The organism is Streptomyces sp. NPDC053367 (assembly GCF_044545925.1).
In the GTDB taxonomy this organism is placed as follows: Bacteria; Actinomycetota; Actinomycetes; order Streptomycetales; family Streptomycetaceae; genus Streptomyces.
On record NZ_JBITYN010000009.1, the window covers coordinates 281,499 to 297,425 of the forward strand.

A 15,927-nucleotide genomic window follows, 5' to 3' on the forward strand; every position below is an offset into this window, starting at 1 on the left:
ACTGAGAAATGGGTATCCGCAAGTACAAGCCGACGACTCCTGGCCGTCGTGGCGCCAGCGTCGCCGACTTCGTCGAGGTCACGCGGTCCACGCCGGAGAAGTCGCTGGTTCGCCCCCTGCACAGCAAGGGTGGCCGTAACAACTCCGGTCGCGTGACCGTCCGCCACCAGGGTGGTGGCCACAAGCGCGCCTACCGCGTGATCGACTTCCGTCGTCACGACAAGGACGGCGTGCCGGCGAAGGTCGCTCACATCGAGTACGACCCCAACCGCACCGCGCGCATCGCGCTCCTGCACTACGCGGACGGCGAGAAGCGCTACATCCTGGCCCCCAAGGGCCTCAACCAGGGCGACCGGATCGAGAACGGCCCCGCGGCCGACATCAAGCCCGGCAACAACCTGGCGCTGCGCAACATCCCCGTCGGTACGACGATCCACTCCGTGGAGCTTCGTCCCGGTGGCGGCGCCAAGTTCGCCCGCTCCGCCGGTGCCTCCGTGCAGCTGCTCGCGAAGGAGGGCACCATGGCCCACCTCCGCATGCCCTCCGGTGAGATCCGCCTGGTCGACGTGCGCTGCCGCGCCACCGTCGGCGAGGTCGGCAACGCCGAGCAGAGCAACATCAACTGGGGTAAGGCCGGCCGTAAGCGGTGGCTGGGCGTTCGCCCGACCGTCCGTGGTGTGGTCATGAACCCGGTCGACCACCCGCACGGTGGTGGTGAGGGCAAGACCTCCGGTGGTCGCCACCCGGTCAGCCCGTGGGGCAAGAAGGAAGGCCGTACTCGTTCGCCCAAGAAGGCGTCGAACAAGTACATCGTCCGCCGCCGCAAGACGAACAAGAAGCGCTAGGAGCGGGTTTAGATGCCGCGCAGTCTCAAGAAGGGGCCCTTCGTCGACGACCACCTGATCAAGAAGGTGGACGCCCAGAACGAAGCTGGCACCAAGAACGTCATCAAGACCTGGTCCCGTCGCTCCATGATCGTGCCGGCCATGCTGGGCCACACGCTGGCGGTGCACAACGGCAAGACCCACATCCCGGTGTTCGTCACCGAGTCGATGGTCGGCCACAAGCTCGGCGAGTTCTCGCCGACGCGCACCTTCCGGGGCCACGTCAAGGACGACCGGAAGTCGAAGCGCCGCTAGCAGCGGATCGCATTCAGACACGTAAGAAACTGAAGGGACAACCATGGAAGCCAGGGCCCAGGCGCGGTACATCCGCGTCACGCCCATGAAGGCCCGCCGCGTGGTGGACCTCATCCGTGGCATGGACGCCACGGAGGCCCAGGCCGTCCTGCGATTCGCTCCGCAGGCTGCCTCCGTGCCCGTCGGCAAGGTGCTCGACAGCGCCATCGCCAACGCCGCGCACAACTACGACCACACGGACGCCTCCTCGCTGTTCATCAGCGAGGCGTACGTCGACGAGGGCCCGACCCTGAAGCGGTTCCGTCCGCGTGCCCAGGGCCGTGCCTACCGGATCCGCAAGCGGACCAGCCACATCACCGTGGTCGTCGCCAGCAAGGAAGGAACCCGGTAATGGGCCAGAAGGTAAACCCGCACGGGTTCCGGCTCGGTGTCACGACCGACTTCAAGTCGCGTTGGTACGCCGACAAGCTGTACAAGGACTACGTCAAGGAAGACGTCGCCATCCGTCGGATGCTGACGTCCGGCATGGAGCGCGCCGGTATCTCGAAGGTTGAGATCGAGCGCACCCGTGACCGTGTCCGCGTGGACATCCACACCGCGCGTCCGGGCATCGTCATCGGCCGCCGTGGTGCGGAGGCCGACAAGATCCGCGGTCAGCTGGAGAAGCTGACGGGCAAGCAGGTCCAGCTGAACATCCTCGAGGTCAAGAACCCCGAGACCGACGCTCAGCTGGTTGCTCAGGCCGTCGCCGAGCAGCTGTCCTCCCGCGTCTCCTTCCGTCGGGCCATGCGCAAGAGCATGCAGTCCGCCATGAAGGCCGGCGCCAAGGGCATCAAGATCCAGTGCGGTGGCCGCCTCGGCGGCGCCGAGATGTCCCGCTCGGAGTTCTACCGCGAGGGCCGCGTGCCCCTGCACACGCTCCGCGCGAACGTGGACTACGGCTTCTTCGAGGCCAAGACGACCTTCGGCCGCATCGGCGTGAAGGTCTGGATCTACAAGGGCGACGTCAAGAACATCGCCGAGGTCCGCGCCGAGAACGCTGCGGCCCGTGCGGGTAACCGCCCGGCCCGTGGTGGCGCCGACCGCCCGGCCCGCGGTGGCCGTGGTGGAGAGCGTGGCGGGCGCGGTCGCAAGCCGCAGCAGGCTGCCGGTGCCGAGGCCCCCAAGGCCGAGGCTCCCGCCGCCGCTCCGGCTGAGAGCACCGGAACGGAGGCCTGACCGTCATGCTGATCCCCCGTAGGGTCAAGCACCGCAAGCAGCACCACCCGAAGCGCAACGGTATGTCCAAGGGTGGAACGCAGGTTGCGTTCGGCGAGTACGGCATCCAGGCGCTGACCCCGGCCTACGTCACGAACCGCCAGATCGAGGCGGCTCGTATCGCCATGACCCGCCACATCAAGCGTGGCGGCAAGGTCTGGATCAACATCTACCCGGACCGTCCCCTCACCAAGAAGCCGGCCGAGACCCGCATGGGTTCCGGTAAGGGTTCTCCGGAGTGGTGGATCGCCAACGTCAAGCCCGGACGCGTCATGTTCGAGCTGTCGTACCCCAACGAGAAGATCGCCCGTGAGGCGCTGACTCGTGCGGCCCACAAGCTGCCGATGAAGTGCCGGATCGTCAAGCGCGAGGCAGGTGAAGCGTGATGTCGGCCGGTACCAAGGCGTCCGAGCTGCGCGAGCTGGGCAACGAGGAGCTTCTGGCGAAGCTCCGCGAGGCCAAGGAAGAGCTGTTCAACCTCCGCTTCCAGGCGGCGACGGGTCAGCTCGAGAACCACGGCCGGCTGAAGGCCGTCCGTAAGGACATCGCGCGGATCTACACCCTGATGCGCGAGCGCGAGCTGGGCATCGAAACGGTGGAGAACGCATGAGCGAGAACAACGTGACTGAGCAGAACACCGAGGCGCGCGGCTTCCGCAAGACGCGCGAGGGCCTCGTCGTCAGCGACAAGATGGACAAGACCGTCGTCGTCGCCGTCGAGGACCGCGTCAAGCACGCGCTGTACGGCAAGGTCATCCGCCGTACCAACAAGCTCAAGGCGCACGACGAGCAGAACGCCGCGGGTGTCGGCGACCGTGTCCTCCTCATGGAGACCCGGCCGCTGTCCGCGACGAAGCGCTGGCGCGTCGTCGAGATCCTCGAGAAGGCCAAGTAGGCAATTCCCGCAAGGGAATTCCAACAAGTACGCCTGCGGGGTTTCCCGCAGGACAGTTCCGCCAGGCTCGGCAGGGGTCCGGTAACAGGACCCCTGCCGGGAACCGGCAGACGATCAGGAGATAGACGTGATCCAGCAGGAGTCGCGACTGCGTGTCGCCGACAACACTGGTGCGAAGGAGATCCTTTGCATCCGTGTGCTCGGTGGCTCCGGTCGCCGCTACGCGGGCATCGGTGACGTCATCGTCGCCACCGTCAAGGACGCGATCCCCGGTGGCAACGTGAAGAAGGGCGACGTCGTCAAGGCTGTCGTCGTGCGCACCGTCAAGGAGCGCCGTCGTCCGGACGGCTCGTACATCCGCTTCGACGAGAACGCCGCCGTCATCCTCAAGAACGACGGCGACCCTCGCGGCACCCGCATCTTCGGCCCGGTCGGCCGTGAGCTGCGCGAGAAGAAGTTCATGAAGATCATCTCGCTCGCGCCGGAGGTGCTGTAAGCATGAAGATCAAGAAGGGCGACCTGGTCCAGGTCATCACCGGCAAGGACAAGGGCAAGCAGGGCAAGGTCATTGCCGCTTACCCGCGCGACGAGCGTGTCCTGGTCGAGGGTGTCAACCGGGTCAAGAAGCACACGAAGACCGGTCCCAACCAGGCCGGCGGCATCGTGACCACCGAGGCGCCGATCCACGTCTCCAACGTCCAGCTGGTCGTTGAGAAGGACGGTCAGAAGGTCGTCACGCGTGTCGGTTACCGCTTCGACGAAGAGGGCAACAAGATCCGCGTTGCCAAGCGGACGGGTGAGGACATCTGATGGCTACCACCACTCCGCGTCTGAAGACGAAGTACCGCGAGGAGATCGCGGGCAAGCTGCGTGACGAGTTCAAGTACGAGAACGTCATGCAGGTTCCCGGCCTCGTCAAGATCGTGGTCAACATGGGTGTGGGCGACGCCGCCCGCGACTCCAAGCTGATCGAGGGCGCCATCCGCGACCTCACCACGATCACCGGTCAGAAGCCGGCCGTCACCAAGGCCCGCAAGTCCATCGCGCAGTTCAAGCTGCGCGAGGGTCAGCCGATCGGTGCTCACGTCACGCTCCGTGGCGACCGCATGTGGGAGTTCCTGGACCGCACCCTGTCGCTCGCGCTCCCGCGCATCCGCGACTTCCGCGGCCTGTCCCCCAAGCAGTTCGACGGCCGTGGCAACTACACCTTCGGTCTCACGGAGCAGGTCATGTTCCACGAGATCGACCAGGACAAGATCGACCGCGTCCGGGGTATGGACATCACCGTGGTCACCACGGCGACCAACGACGCTGAGGGCCGCGCGCTCCTTCGTCACCTCGGCTTCCCGTTCAAGGAGGCGTGAGCGAGATGGCGAAGAAGGCTCTGATCGCTAAGGCTGCTCGCAAGCCCAAGTTCGGTGTGCGTGGCTACACCCGCTGCCAGCGCTGCGGCCGTCCGCACTCCGTGTACCGCAAGTTCGGCCTGTGCCGCGTGTGCCTTCGTGAGATGGCTCACCGTGGCGAGCTGCCGGGCGTGACCAAGAGCTCCTGGTAATCCCCTAAACAAGGGATTCCTGGACCTCTCGGTAAGCAACCGGGGACGGCAGGGGCACCAGCCCTCATGGCTTAGGCTAGGAGGGTTGGGCCTCTGCCGCCCTGAACGACTTACTACGCCGTAGGTCCCCGCACCGCACCCGCCCCGTCCCTGTATGGGGAGAGGGATGGCGCATATAGGAAACCCCGGCGAGAAAGGCCACAGGCCAATTCATGACCATGACTGATCCGATCGCAGACATGCTGACGCGTCTGCGTAACGCGAACTCGGCATACCACGACTCGGTGTCGATGCCGCACTCGAAGATCAAGTCCCACATCGCGGAGATCCTCCAGCAGGAGGGCTTCATCACGGGCTGGAAGGTCGAGGACGCCGAGGTCGGCAAGAACCTCGTTCTCGAGCTGAAGTTCGGCCCGAACCGTGAGCGCTCCATCGCGGGCATCAAGCGGATCTCCAAGCCCGGTCTCCGGGTTTACGCGAAGTCCACCAACCTGCCGAAGGTGCTGGGCGGCCTCGGCGTGGCGATCATCTCCACGTCGCACGGGCTCCTCACCGACAAGCAGGCCGGCAAGAAGGGCGTGGGTGGGGAAGTCCTCGCCTACGTCTGGTAGCAGAAGGGAACGGAGGAAACAGCTATGTCGCGCATCGGCAAGCTCCCCATCGCGGTTCCCGCCGGCGTGGACGTCACCATCGACGGCCGTACGGTCAAGGTCAAGGGCCCCAAGGGCGAACTGACCCACACCGTCGTGGCGCCGATCGAGATCGCCAAGGGCGAGGACGGCACCCTGCAGGTGACCCGCCCCAACGACGAGCGTCAGAGCAAGGCCCTGCACGGCCTCTCCCGCACGCTGGTGGCGAACATGATCACCGGCGTGACCCAGGGTTACGTGAAGAAGCTCGAGATCAGCGGTGTCGGTTACCGCGTCACGGCCAAGGGCTCGAACCTCGAGTTCGCGCTCGGCTACAGCCACCCGATCGTCGTCGAGGCGCCCGAGGGAATCACCTTCAAGGTGGAGACCCCGACCCGCTTCCAGGTCGAGGGCATCGACAAGCAGAAGGTCGGCGAGGTTGCGGCCAACATCCGCAAGCTGCGCAAGCCCGACCCGTACAAGGCCAAGGGCGTCAAGTACGAGGGCGAAGTCATCCGCCGCAAGGTCGGAAAGGCGGGTAAGTAAGCCATGGCATACGGGCAGAAGATCCTGAAGGGCGACGCCTACAAGCGCGCCGCGATCAAGCGCCGCCACCTGCGGATCCGCAAGCGGATCAACGGTACGGCGGAGCGTCCCCGTCTCGTCGTGACCCGCTCGAACCGCCACATCGTGGCGCAGGTGATCGACGACCTGAAGGGCCACACCCTCGCGTCGGCGTCGTCTCTGGACGCGTCGATCCGCGGTGCCGAGGACAAGTCCTCGCAGGCCAAGAAGGTCGGCGCCCTGGTCGCCGAGCGTGCCAAGGCCGCCGGTGTCGAGGCCGTCGTGTTCGACCGTGGTGGCAACCAGTACGCCGGGCGCATCGCCGCCCTGGCGGACGCCGCCCGCGAGGCCGGGCTCAAGTTCTGAGCCGCTTGTAGCTAGCGGAAAGAGAGAGGTAATCCAATGGCTGGACCCCAGCGCCGCGGAAGCGGTGCCGGTGGCGGCGAGCGGCGGGACCGGAAGGGCCGTGACGGCGGCGCTGCTGCCGCCGAGAAGACCGCGTACGTTGAGCGCGTAGTCGCGATCAACCGCGTCGCCAAGGTTGTCAAGGGTGGTCGTCGCTTCAGCTTCACCGCGCTGGTCGTGGTGGGCGACGGTGACGGCACCGTGGGTGTCGGCTACGGCAAGGCCAAGGAGGTGCCGGCCGCCATCGCCAAGGGCGTTGAGGAGGCCAAGAAGCACTTCTTCAAGGTCCCCCGTATCCAGGGCACCATCCCGCACCCCATCCAGGGTGAGAAGGCTGCCGGCGTCGTCCTGCTCAAGCCGGCTTCGCCGGGTACCGGTGTTATCGCCGGTGGTCCCGTGCGCGCCGTGCTGGAGTGCGCCGGTATCCACGACGTGCTGTCGAAGTCGCTCGGCTCCGACAACGCCATCAACATCGTGCACGCGACCGTGGAGGCCCTCAAGGGCCTGCAGCGTCCCGAGGAGATCGCGGCCCGCCGCGGTCTGCCCCTCGAGGACGTCGCCCCCGCGGCTCTCCTTCGTGCGCGTGCCGGGGCGGGTGCGTAATCATGGCGCAGCTCAAGATCACGCAGGTCAAGTCCTACATCGGCAGCAAGCAGAACCACCGTGACACGCTTCGGTCGCTTGGTCTCAAGGGGATCAACACCGTGGTCGTCAAGGAGGACCGCCCCGAGTTCCGCGGCATGGTGCACACCGTCCGCCACCTCGTGACGGTCGAGGAGGTCGACTGATCATGGCGGAGAACAACCCGCTGAAGATCCACAACCTCCGTCCCGCCCCGGGCGCCAAGACCGCCAAGACCCGTGTCGGTCGTGGTGAGGCGTCGAAGGGTAAGACGGCCGGTCGTGGTACCAAGGGCACCAAGGCCCGCTACCAGGTTCCGGAGCGCTTCGAGGGTGGCCAGATGCCCCTCCACATGCGCCTCCCGAAGCTGAAGGGCTTCAAGAACCCGTTCAAGACCGAGTACCAGGTCGTGAACCTCGACAAGCTGGCCGCGCTGTACCCGGAGGGTGGCGAGGTCACCGTCGAGGGTCTCGTCGCCAAGGGTGCCGTTCGCAAGAACAGCCTCGTCAAGGTCCTCGGCCAGGGCGAGATCTCCGTGGCGCTGCAGGTGACGGTCGACGCCGTCTCCGGCTCCGCCAAGGAGAAGATCACCGCCGCCGGCGGTACCGTCACCGAGCTCGTCTGAGTCCCTCAGGCGTCTCGATGACTTGAGCGATCCCGACCGGGGATACCCCACAAATGGGGTATCCCCGGTTGGTCGTTCCTAGGGTGGCAGTCTCGCCGGTAAGGTGGCCTGCACTGCCAACTTCCACTGGATGCCTCACATGGGGCACCCTGAGCGGCAGTTGACCGTTACTTATTCGTCGAACCTCAAGACCGTCACCCTTGACGCACTGGCGCGGGGGTCGCAGGAGGCACCGTGCTCACCGCGTTCGCCCGGGCGTTCAAGACGCCCGACCTGCGCAAGAAGCTGCTCTTCACGCTCGGCATCATCGTGGTCTACCGGGTGGGTACGCACATTCCGATCCCCGGTGTCGACTACCGAGCCGTGCAGGCGTGTGTGGATCAGGCATCCGGGAACCAGGGCCTGTTCGGCCTGGTCAACATGTTCAGCGGCGGTGCGCTGCTCCAGATCACGATCTTCGCGCTCGGCATCATGCCGTACATCACGGCGAGCATCATTCTGCAGCTGCTGACCGTGGTCATCCCGCGCCTCGAAGCCCTCAAGAAGGAGGGCCAGGCCGGCACCGCGAAGATCACCCAGTACACCCGGTACCTCACGGTGGCCCTCGCCATCCTGCAGGGCACCGGCCTCGTCGCCACCGCCCGCAGCGGCGCGCTGTTCCAGGGCTGCCCGCAGGCCGCCTCGATCGTGCCGGACCAGTCGATCTTCATCACCATCACGATGGTGATCACCATGACCGCCGGCACCGCCGTCGTCATGTGGCTCGGTGAGCTGGTCACCGACCGCGGCATCGGCAACGGCATGTCCATCCTGATGTTCATCTCGATCGCCGCGACCTTCCCCTCCGCCCTGTGGGCGATCAAGGAGTCGGGCGACCTCGCGGACGGCTGGATCGAGTTCGGCACCGTCATCCTCGTCGGCCTCGTGATGGTCGGCCTGGTGGTCTTCGTCGAGCAGGCCCAGCGCCGTATCCCGGTGCAGTACGCGAAGCGGATGATCGGCCGTCGCTCCTACGGCGGTACGTCCACCTACATCCCGCTCAAGGTGAACCAGGCAGGTGTGATTCCTGTCATCTTCGCCTCGTCGCTGCTCTACATTCCCGCCCTGATCGCGCAGTTCTCGAACAGCACCGCAGGCTGGAAGACCTGGATCGAGAGCACTCTGGTCAGCGGCAACCACCCGATTTACATCAGCTTGTACTTCTTGCTCATCGTGTTCTTCGCTTTCTTCTATGTGGCGATCTCGTTCAACCCCGAGGAAGTCGCCGACAACATGAAGAAGTATGGTGGCTTCATCCCGGGCATCCGGGCTGGCCGACCGACCGCTGAGTACCTCTCGTACGTGCTCAACCGGATCACCTGGCCGGGTTCGCTGTACTTGGGCCTGATCGCTCTCGTGCCGACGATGGCGTTGGTTGGTTTTGGGGCGAACCAGAACTTCCCGTTCGGCGGGACCAGCATCCTGATCATCGTGGGTGTCGGTCTCGAGACGGTGAAGCAGATCGAGAGCCAGCTCCAGCAGCGCAATTACGAAGGGTTCCTCCGCTGATGCGAATCGTCCTCGTCGGGCCGCCGGGTGCCGGTAAGGGTACGCAGGCCACGCGCCTCGCTGAGAAGCTGCGGGTACCGCACATCTCCACGGGCGACCTGTTCCGGGCCAACATCAGCCAGCAGACCGAGCTGGGCAAGCTCGCGAAGTCCTACATGGACGCCGGCAACCTCGTCCCCGACGAGGTCACCATCGCCATGGCCAAGGACCGCATGGAGCAGCCCGACGCGGCGAACGGCTTCCTGCTGGACGGCTTCCCGCGCAACGTCTCGCAGGCCGAGGCGCTGGACGAGCTGCTGACCGACGAGGGCATCAAGCTGGACGCGGTGCTGGACCTGGAGGCCCCCGAGGAGGAGGTCGTCAAGCGGATCGCCGGCCGGCGCATCTGCCGCAACGACTCCGCCCACGTCTTCCACGTCACGTACAAGAAGCCCGCCGAGGAAGGCGTCTGCGACGTCTGCGGCGGCGAGCTGTACCAGCGTGACGACGACACCGAGGCGACCGTCCGCAACCGGCTCGAGGTCTACCACACGCAGACCGAGCCGATCATCGACTACTACAAGGCCCAGAGCCTGGTGGTCACGATCGAGGCCATGGGCCCGGTCGAAGAGGTCACCGAGCGCGCTCTCGCCGCGCTCACACGCGAAGACGCGTAAGCGTCCACGGCGTCCGTACGCTCCTGTAGCCGCGGTTCCCTGGGAAGGGGCCGCGGCTGCGGTGTGCCGAAGGGGTGCGTGGATACCTCGTATCGTTGGAAGCGCCCACCCGTTTATCCGAAAGGCCCCCGCCACCATGGTGCAGATCAAGTCCCCCGAGCAGATCGCCAGAATGCGAGCCGCGGGCCTGGTCGTCGCAGCCATCCACGCGGCCACGCGTGAGGCCGCCGTCCCGGGGGCCACGACCAAGGACCTCGACGAGGTCGCGCGCAAGGTGCTCGCCGAGCACGGCGCGAAGTCGAACTTCCTCGGCTACGGCGGCTTCCCCGCCACGATCTGCACCTCGGTCAACGAGGTCGTCGTCCACGGCATCCCCTCGGAGGACGTCGTCCTGAAGGACGGCGACATCATCTCCATCGACTGCGGCGCGATCGTCGACGGCTGGCACGGCGACGCCGCCTACACGGCCTTCGTCGGCTCCGGCCATGCCCCGGAGCTGATCGAGCTCTCCCGGGTGACCGAGGAGTCGATGTGGGCCGGCATCGCCGCGATGAAGCAGGGCAACCGGCTGATCGACATCTCCAGGGCCATCGAGACGTACATCCGCCGCCAGCCGAAGCCGGGCGGCGGCCGGTACGGGATCATCGAGGACTACGGCGGCCACGGCATCGGCACCGAGATGCACATGGACCCGCACCTGCTGAACTACGTCGACCGGCGCCGCGGCAAGGGACCCAAGCTGGTCCCCGGCTTCTGCCTGGCCATCGAGCCGATGGTGTCGCTGGGCACGCCCCGCACCGAGGTCCTGTCGGACGACTGGACCGTCATCACCACCGACGGCACGTGGTCGTCGCACTGGGAGCACTCGGTCGCGCTGACGGCGGAGGGGCCGCTCGTCCTGACTGCTCCCGACGGGGGCAAGGCCAAGCTGGCCGAGTACGGAGTGACCGCCGCTCCCGACCCGCTGGCCTAGGCCGCGTGCGGTCCGCGGACCGGTGGGGGCCGGCCGCGCAGTGCCCGCGCCCCTGGGTGGGCTGTGCTTAGGGATCTCCCCAGCAGGGCAGACTCCTCTGAACCCGGTCGATTCGTGTTTCTGGATGCGCTGACGTAGACTGACTCGTCGGCTCTCGTGTATCGGCATGTCCGCATGCCTCACGGAAGCCGATCAAGGTAGTCGATTCGAAGGGCGAAGCGTGGCCAAGAAGCAAGGTGCCATCGAGATCGAGGGCACTGTCGTCGAGTCTCTGCCGAACGCCATGTTCAAGGTCGAGCTCCAGAACGGCCACCAGGTCCTGGCACACATCAGCGGCAAGATGCGTATGCACTACATCCGCATCCTCCCTGACGACCGGGTCGTGGTGGAGCTGTCTCCGTACGACCTGACGCGTGGCCGGATCGTCTACCGGTACAAGTAGATCTTGCCCGCGCCCCGGGGCTTCCCGTGGCGATGGCACTGACCCGGAGAACCTCACCCCATGAAGGTCAAGCCGAGCGTCAAGAAGATCTGCGACAAGTGCAGGGTGATCCGCCGTCACGGCCGGGTCATGATCATCTGCGAGAACCCGCGCCACAAGCAGCGCCAGGGCTGATCGCAGCAGATCACACCCTCTGCACCTCTATTGCAGAGTCTTCGCGCGACGCGAGCTGAATTTGTTCATACGCAGAATCCAGGCGGGGGCTTTTTCCTGTCTGACACCCCCGGTTCGGAGGCCGGGGACCCAGTTCGTACCTGGTACGGCGGCTGGGAGTCGGTTCTGCGGAAGACCTCCGAAGATCACCAGGAGCCATTGAATGGCACGCGTTTCCGGTGTTGACATCCCGCGCGACAAGCGCGTGGAGGTCGCCCTCACCTACGTGTTCGGCATCGGCCGGACCCTCTCGAAGGAGACGCTGGCTGCGACCGGCGTCGACCCGAACACCCGCGTCCGCGACCTCTCCGAGGAGCAGCTCGTCGCGATCCGCGAGTACGTCGACAACAACATCAAGACCGAGGGTGACCTCCGTCGCGAGATCCAGGCCGACATCCGCCGCAAGGTCGAGATCGGCTGTTACCAGGGTCTGCGTCACCGTCGCGGTCTGCCCGTCCGCGGTCAGCGCACCAGCACCAACGCTCGTACCCGCAAGGGCCCGCGTCGCGCCATCGCCGGCAAGAAGAAGCCGGGCAAGAAGTAGTCCGCAGCGGACACCTGTCCACGGTCTTCGCTGTAGGACCGACCACCTCCCGTAGGAGTTAAAGGATGCCCCCCAAGGGACGTCAGGGCGCTGCCAAGAAGGTGCGCCGCAAGGAAAAGAAGAACGTCGCTCACGGCCACGCGCACATCAAGAGCACGTTCAACAACACGATCGTGTCGATCACGGACCCGTCCGGCAACGTGATCTCCTGGGCCTCCGCCGGCCACGTCGGCTTCAAGGGCTCCCGGAAGTCCACGCCGTTCGCCGCGCAGATGGCCGCCGAGTCGGCTGCCCGCCGCGCCCAGGAGCACGGCATGCGCAAGGTCGACGTGTTCGTCAAGGGCCCGGGCTCCGGTCGTGAGACCGCGATCCGCTCCCTGCAGGCCACGGGCCTCGAGGTCGGCTCCATCCAGGACGTCACCCCGACCCCGCACAACGGCTGCCGTCCGCCCAAGCGTCGTCGCGTCTGACGTTCGCTTTTCGGACTTCTCGGGCGGTACGGCTCCGTAAAGGGGCCGTATCGCCCGTACCCTTGCAGTACCCGCACTTTTCACCGGGTGCGGTTTCCGTCGGACGTCAAATAGCGGGCGTCCACGAAAGAAGGATCTGATCCACACATGCTGATCGCTCAGCGTCCCTCGTTGACCGAAGAGGTCGTCGACGAGTTCCGCTCCCGGTTCGTGATCGAGCCGCTGGAGCCGGGCTTCGGCTACACCCTCGGCAACTCCCTCCGCCGTACCCTCCTCTCCTCGATCCCCGGCGCTGCTGTCACCAGCATCCGGATCGACGGCGTGCTGCACGAGTTCACCACCGTGCCGGGCGTCAAGGAGGACGTCACCGACCTGATCCTCAACATCAAGCAGCTGGTCGTCTCCTCGGAGCACGACGAGCCGGTCGTGATGTACCTGCGCAAGCAGGGCCCGGGTCTGGTCACCGCCGCCGACATCGCGCCCCCGGCCGGTGTCGAGGTGCACAACCCCGACCTCGTCCTCGCCACGCTCAACGGCAAGGGCAAGCTGGAGATGGAGCTCACGGTCGAGCGTGGCCGCGGTTACGTCTCCGCCGTGCAGAACAAGCAGGTGGGCCAGGAGATCGGCCGTATCCCGGTCGACTCCATCTACTCGCCGGTGCTGAAGGTCACGTACAAGGTCGAGGCCACGCGTGTCGAGCAGCGCACCGACTTCGACAAGCTGATCGTCGACGTCGAGACCAAGCAGGCGATGCGTCCCCGTGACGCCATGGCCTCCGCCGGTAAGACGCTGGTCGAGCTGTTCGGTCTCGCCCGCGAGCTGAACATCGACGCCGAGGGCATCGACATGGGTCCGTCCCCGACGGACGCCGCGCTCGCCGCCGACCTGGCGCTGCCGATCGAGGAGCTGGAGCTCACCGTTCGGTCGTACAACTGCCTCAAGCGCGAGGGCATCCACTCCGTGGGTGAGCTCGTGGCGCGTTCCGAGGCCGACCTGCTCGACATCCGCAACTTCGGTGCGAAGTCGATCGACGAGGTCAAGGCGAAGCTGGCCGGCATGGGCCTGGCCCTCAAGGACAGCCCGCCCGGATTCGACCCGACCGCCGCCGCGGACGCCTTCGGCGCCGACGACGACGCGGACGCGGGCTTCGTCGAGACCGAGCAGTACTAGGAGCTCGGGCCTTCGGGCCCGTACTCGGGTGCGGGTGCACTGTGCTTTCCCGCGCAGTTCCCCGCGCCCCTTCCGGGGCTCCCTTCGGGGACGCCCCGGATCTCTGACGGACGACCGTCTGCTCAGATACTGACCCCGGTACCTCATACGGCCGGGGCAGACACCTAGGAGAAACACCATGCCGAAGCCCACCAAGGGTGCCCGTCTGGGCGGCAGCGCCGCGCACGAGAAGCTGCTCATCGCGAACCTCGCGAAGAGCCTCTTCGAGCACGGCCGCATCACCACCACCGAGGCGAAGGCGCGCAAGCTGCGTCCGTACGCCGAGCGTCTGATCACCAAGGCGAAGAAGGGCGACCTTCACAACCGCCGCCAGGTGCTTCAGGTCATCACGGACAAGAGCATCGTCCACACGCTCTTCACCGAGATCGGCCCGCGCTACGAGAACCGTCCCGGTGGTTACACCCGCATCACCAAGATCGGCAACCGTCGTGGCGACAACGCGCCCATGGCTGTCATCGAGCTGGTCGAGGCGCTGACGGTCGCGCAGCAGGCGACGGGTGAGGCCGAGGCCGCCACCAAGCGTGCGGTCAAGGAGACCGAGGAGACCAAGGTCGAGCAGACCGAGGCCGCCGAGGCTCCCGCCGAGGAGTCGAAGGACGCGTAAGCGTTCTGCGCCCCTCGAGGCGACTGCGGGCCCGCTCCCTTTCCCGGGGGCGGGCCCGTTCGCGTGTCCGGGGCAACCCTCCCGGAGGTTCGCGGGTCATGTATGTGTCTCGTTCAACTTTCGGGGGGTTTCATGGCCACCTACGCCGCCGTGCGGCGCAGCATGTCCGCTCTCGCTCTGGTCGTACTGGCCGGGACGGCCTTCGCCGGGCCCGCGCAGGCGCAGGAGGAGCCGTTGCCGGTGTCCGTCACCGGGCCGGACAGCGTGAGTCTGTCGCTGCACCCGGAGCCGGATGAGCCGGCCGAGCCGCAGGTGGAGCTGGGGCTGCGGGCGCCCGGGGAGCCGGTGCCCGACGAGAACGGGGTGATCTGGCCGGTCCACACCGGGGTCTACACGGTGACGGTGGACGCCAGTGCGCTGGCCGGGGTGGCCGCGGTGGACTTCTCCGCTCTGGGCGGCTGCTCGGTGCAGGGTCTGGTCGCCACCTGCCACGGGTCCGAGATATACGCGGGCGGGGACTACAACCGGCTCGGCGGGGTCCGCCTGGACGTGACGGACGAGAGCACCGCGGGTGACGTCGGCAGCATCGAGGTGACGGCCGAGGGGGAGGGGCTGGCCTTCACCGGGCACACGGTGGACGTGCTGGTCGGCGGGCCCGAGCTGCGGATGCGGCAGCTGGCCGAGCCGGATGGGTTCCGGGCCGGTGACACCTTCCAGGCGCCGCTGGGCTTCCGCAACGCCGGCGGCCTGGGCGGCGACGGCGTGGTGCTGCGGGTGTCCGGCAGCCGGGGCCTGTCCTTCCCGGGCACGTTCGGGAACTGCTGGTACGACCCGCGCGACCCCGAGGACCTGCTCGGGCGGTCGGCGGCGCTGTGTGTCCTCGACGGCCCCTTCGCCGGTGAGACGGCCTACGGGCTGAGCACGCCCTTCCCGGTCGCGACGGCCGGGTTCGCGCTCCAGGACGCCCTGTCCTACAGCTTCAGCGCGATGCCCGCCGCGCAGGCGAAGGAGTTCCTCGCCCAGGGCGACTACCAGCCGGGTGACGGGCCGGAGCTGCGGCTGGTGCCCCTGCCGGAGGCGGATCCGGCCGGGTACACGCGCTGGGCGGAGCTGGACCTGCCGACGGGGAACACCTTCGACCTGGACCTGACCGGTGAGCGGCTGCGGGCCCGCAAGGGCGACACCGTGTCGGTGGACGTCGGCTTCGCCAACCACGGACCGGCGTGGCTGGCGCTGCTGCGCTCCGGCGGCGAGCCGGTGACCTTCTGGGTGGACCTGCCCGCGGGGACCACGGCCACCACGGTCCCGGAGGGCTGCCGGGCCGCCGGCTGGGAGGGCGCAGAGGGCGACTACCTGTGCTTCCTGTCCACGCCGATCCTGGAGGACGACTCGCGCACCTTCACCTTCGGCCTGCGCGTCGACGAGGTGATCCGCAACGCCACGGGCCGGGCGTTCTTCTCGTACACGATGCCGAACGAGGGCGACCCGGCGAACGACTCCGGGGAGATCGTGCTGAACCCCACGGGCAGGCTGTGAGGGCCGCACCGTACGGCCCGCC

General features: G+C 66.9%; 27 protein-coding genes. All 27 read left to right on the forward strand.

Annotated elements, in window-relative coordinates; genetic code table 11:
- The first annotated feature begins 8 nt into the window (after window positions 1–8).
- Window positions 9–845, forward strand: a complete 837-nt coding sequence (rplB, locus tag ACIGXJ_RS25935) for a 50S ribosomal protein L2 (RefSeq protein WP_399649782.1) — start codon at window positions 9–11, stop codon at window positions 843–845.
- A gap of 12 nt (window positions 846–857) precedes the next feature.
- Complete coding sequence (gene rpsS, locus ACIGXJ_RS25940; protein WP_003992359.1) at window positions 858–1,139, forward strand: 30S ribosomal protein S19; 282 nt, start codon at window positions 858–860, stop codon at window positions 1,137–1,139.
- Between the two features lie 43 nt (window positions 1,140–1,182).
- On the forward strand, window positions 1,183–1,530 hold the full coding sequence (gene rplV / locus ACIGXJ_RS25945; RefSeq protein WP_003998827.1) for a 50S ribosomal protein L22: 348 nt from the start codon (window positions 1,183–1,185) through the stop codon (window positions 1,528–1,530).
- Window positions 1,530–2,357 (forward strand): 30S ribosomal protein S3, encoded by an 828-nt coding sequence (gene rpsC / locus ACIGXJ_RS25950; RefSeq protein ID WP_399649785.1) that lies wholly within the window; start codon window positions 1,530–1,532, stop codon window positions 2,355–2,357. The genes rplV and rpsC overlap by 1 nt, the downstream gene beginning before the upstream one ends.
- A gap of 5 nt (window positions 2,358–2,362) precedes the next feature.
- A complete protein-coding gene (rplP, locus tag ACIGXJ_RS25955; RefSeq protein ID WP_009190136.1) occupies window positions 2,363–2,782 on the forward strand; it encodes a 50S ribosomal protein L16 in 420 nt (139 codons plus the stop codon).
- Entirely contained in the window at window positions 2,782–3,006 is a 225-nt protein-coding gene (gene rpmC / locus ACIGXJ_RS25960) for a 50S ribosomal protein L29 (RefSeq protein ID WP_007494763.1), read from the forward strand. The genes rplP and rpmC overlap by 1 nt, the downstream gene beginning before the upstream one ends.
- Window positions 3,003–3,290, forward strand: a complete 288-nt coding sequence (rpsQ, locus tag ACIGXJ_RS25965; protein ID WP_020941675.1) for a 30S ribosomal protein S17 — start codon at window positions 3,003–3,005, stop codon at window positions 3,288–3,290. Before rpmC ends, rpsQ begins: the two co-directional genes overlap by 4 nt.
- Window positions 3,291–3,417: 127 nt before the next feature.
- On the forward strand, window positions 3,418–3,786 hold the full coding sequence (gene rplN / locus ACIGXJ_RS25970; protein WP_055718836.1) for a 50S ribosomal protein L14: 369 nt from the start codon (window positions 3,418–3,420) through the stop codon (window positions 3,784–3,786).
- A 2-nt stretch (window positions 3,787–3,788) separates the two neighbouring features.
- Window positions 3,789–4,100: a 50S ribosomal protein L24 gene (rplX, locus tag ACIGXJ_RS25975; protein WP_399649790.1), complete on the forward strand. Its 312-nt coding sequence runs from the start codon at window positions 3,789–3,791 to the stop codon at window positions 4,098–4,100.
- Window positions 4,097–4,654, forward strand: a complete 558-nt coding sequence (gene rplE, locus ACIGXJ_RS25980; RefSeq protein ID WP_399650220.1) for a 50S ribosomal protein L5 — start codon at window positions 4,097–4,099, stop codon at window positions 4,652–4,654. Before rplX ends, rplE begins: the two co-directional genes overlap by 4 nt.
- 5 nt (window positions 4,655–4,659) lie before the next feature.
- Window positions 4,660–4,845 (forward strand): type Z 30S ribosomal protein S14, encoded by a 186-nt coding sequence (locus ACIGXJ_RS25985; protein WP_003948630.1) that lies wholly within the window; start codon window positions 4,660–4,662, stop codon window positions 4,843–4,845.
- Between the two features lie 212 nt (window positions 4,846–5,057).
- Window positions 5,058–5,456, forward strand: coding sequence for a 30S ribosomal protein S8 (gene rpsH / locus ACIGXJ_RS25990; RefSeq protein ID WP_014674378.1), 399 nt, complete (start codon window positions 5,058–5,060; stop codon window positions 5,454–5,456).
- 24 nt (window positions 5,457–5,480) lie between these two features.
- Window positions 5,481–6,020, forward strand: coding sequence for a 50S ribosomal protein L6 (gene rplF, locus ACIGXJ_RS25995; RefSeq protein ID WP_399649792.1), 540 nt, complete (start codon window positions 5,481–5,483; stop codon window positions 6,018–6,020).
- 3 nt (window positions 6,021–6,023) lie between these two features.
- Entirely contained in the window at window positions 6,024–6,404 is a 381-nt protein-coding gene (rplR, locus tag ACIGXJ_RS26000; protein WP_399649794.1) for a 50S ribosomal protein L18, read from the forward strand.
- 36 nt (window positions 6,405–6,440) lie between these two features.
- Window positions 6,441–7,046, forward strand: a complete 606-nt coding sequence (gene rpsE / locus ACIGXJ_RS26005; RefSeq protein ID WP_019753099.1) for a 30S ribosomal protein S5 — start codon at window positions 6,441–6,443, stop codon at window positions 7,044–7,046.
- Window positions 7,047–7,048: 2 nt separating this feature from the next.
- Complete coding sequence (gene rpmD, locus ACIGXJ_RS26010; RefSeq protein WP_003998814.1) at window positions 7,049–7,231, forward strand: 50S ribosomal protein L30; 183 nt, start codon at window positions 7,049–7,051, stop codon at window positions 7,229–7,231.
- A 2-nt stretch (window positions 7,232–7,233) separates the two neighbouring features.
- Window positions 7,234–7,689, forward strand: coding sequence for a 50S ribosomal protein L15 (gene rplO / locus ACIGXJ_RS26015; protein ID WP_067018996.1), 456 nt, complete (start codon window positions 7,234–7,236; stop codon window positions 7,687–7,689).
- Between the two features lie 234 nt (window positions 7,690–7,923).
- Window positions 7,924–9,237 carry a preprotein translocase subunit SecY gene (secY, locus tag ACIGXJ_RS26020; RefSeq protein ID WP_399649800.1) on the forward strand — a complete coding sequence of 438 codons (1,314 nt, stop codon included), beginning with the start codon at window positions 7,924–7,926 and terminating at the stop codon, window positions 9,235–9,237.
- Window positions 9,237–9,893 carry an adenylate kinase gene (locus tag ACIGXJ_RS26025; RefSeq protein ID WP_399649802.1) on the forward strand — a complete coding sequence of 219 codons (657 nt, stop codon included), beginning with the start codon at window positions 9,237–9,239 and terminating at the stop codon, window positions 9,891–9,893. The genes secY and ACIGXJ_RS26025 overlap by 1 nt, the downstream gene beginning before the upstream one ends.
- Before the next feature lie 136 nt (window positions 9,894–10,029).
- The gene (map, locus tag ACIGXJ_RS26030) at window positions 10,030–10,866 is read left to right on the forward strand and encodes a type I methionyl aminopeptidase (protein ID WP_399649805.1); all 837 of its coding nucleotides are present in this window, start codon (window positions 10,030–10,032) and stop codon (window positions 10,864–10,866) included.
- Window positions 10,867–11,086: 220 nt separating this feature from the next.
- Entirely contained in the window at window positions 11,087–11,308 is a 222-nt protein-coding gene (infA, locus tag ACIGXJ_RS26035; RefSeq protein ID WP_003948620.1) for a translation initiation factor IF-1, read from the forward strand.
- A gap of 60 nt (window positions 11,309–11,368) precedes the next feature.
- Window positions 11,369–11,482 (forward strand): 50S ribosomal protein L36, encoded by a 114-nt coding sequence (gene rpmJ, locus ACIGXJ_RS26040; protein WP_004984509.1) that lies wholly within the window; start codon window positions 11,369–11,371, stop codon window positions 11,480–11,482.
- A 202-nt stretch (window positions 11,483–11,684) separates the two neighbouring features.
- The gene (gene rpsM, locus ACIGXJ_RS26045) at window positions 11,685–12,065 is read left to right on the forward strand and encodes a 30S ribosomal protein S13 (protein ID WP_208899296.1); all 381 of its coding nucleotides are present in this window, start codon (window positions 11,685–11,687) and stop codon (window positions 12,063–12,065) included.
- Between the two features lie 65 nt (window positions 12,066–12,130).
- On the forward strand, window positions 12,131–12,535 hold the full coding sequence (rpsK, locus tag ACIGXJ_RS26050; protein WP_003956432.1) for a 30S ribosomal protein S11: 405 nt from the start codon (window positions 12,131–12,133) through the stop codon (window positions 12,533–12,535).
- A gap of 147 nt (window positions 12,536–12,682) precedes the next feature.
- On the forward strand, window positions 12,683–13,705 hold the full coding sequence (locus tag ACIGXJ_RS26055; RefSeq protein ID WP_003966937.1) for a DNA-directed RNA polymerase subunit alpha: 1,023 nt from the start codon (window positions 12,683–12,685) through the stop codon (window positions 13,703–13,705).
- A 178-nt stretch (window positions 13,706–13,883) separates the two neighbouring features.
- A complete protein-coding gene (rplQ, locus tag ACIGXJ_RS26060; RefSeq protein ID WP_399649809.1) occupies window positions 13,884–14,369 on the forward strand; it encodes a 50S ribosomal protein L17 in 486 nt (161 codons plus the stop codon).
- Window positions 14,370–14,501: 132 nt separating this feature from the next.
- Window positions 14,502–15,905 carry a hypothetical protein gene (locus ACIGXJ_RS26065; protein ID WP_399649812.1) on the forward strand — a complete coding sequence of 468 codons (1,404 nt, stop codon included), beginning with the start codon at window positions 14,502–14,504 and terminating at the stop codon, window positions 15,903–15,905.
- Window positions 15,906–15,927: the final 22 nt, after the last annotated feature.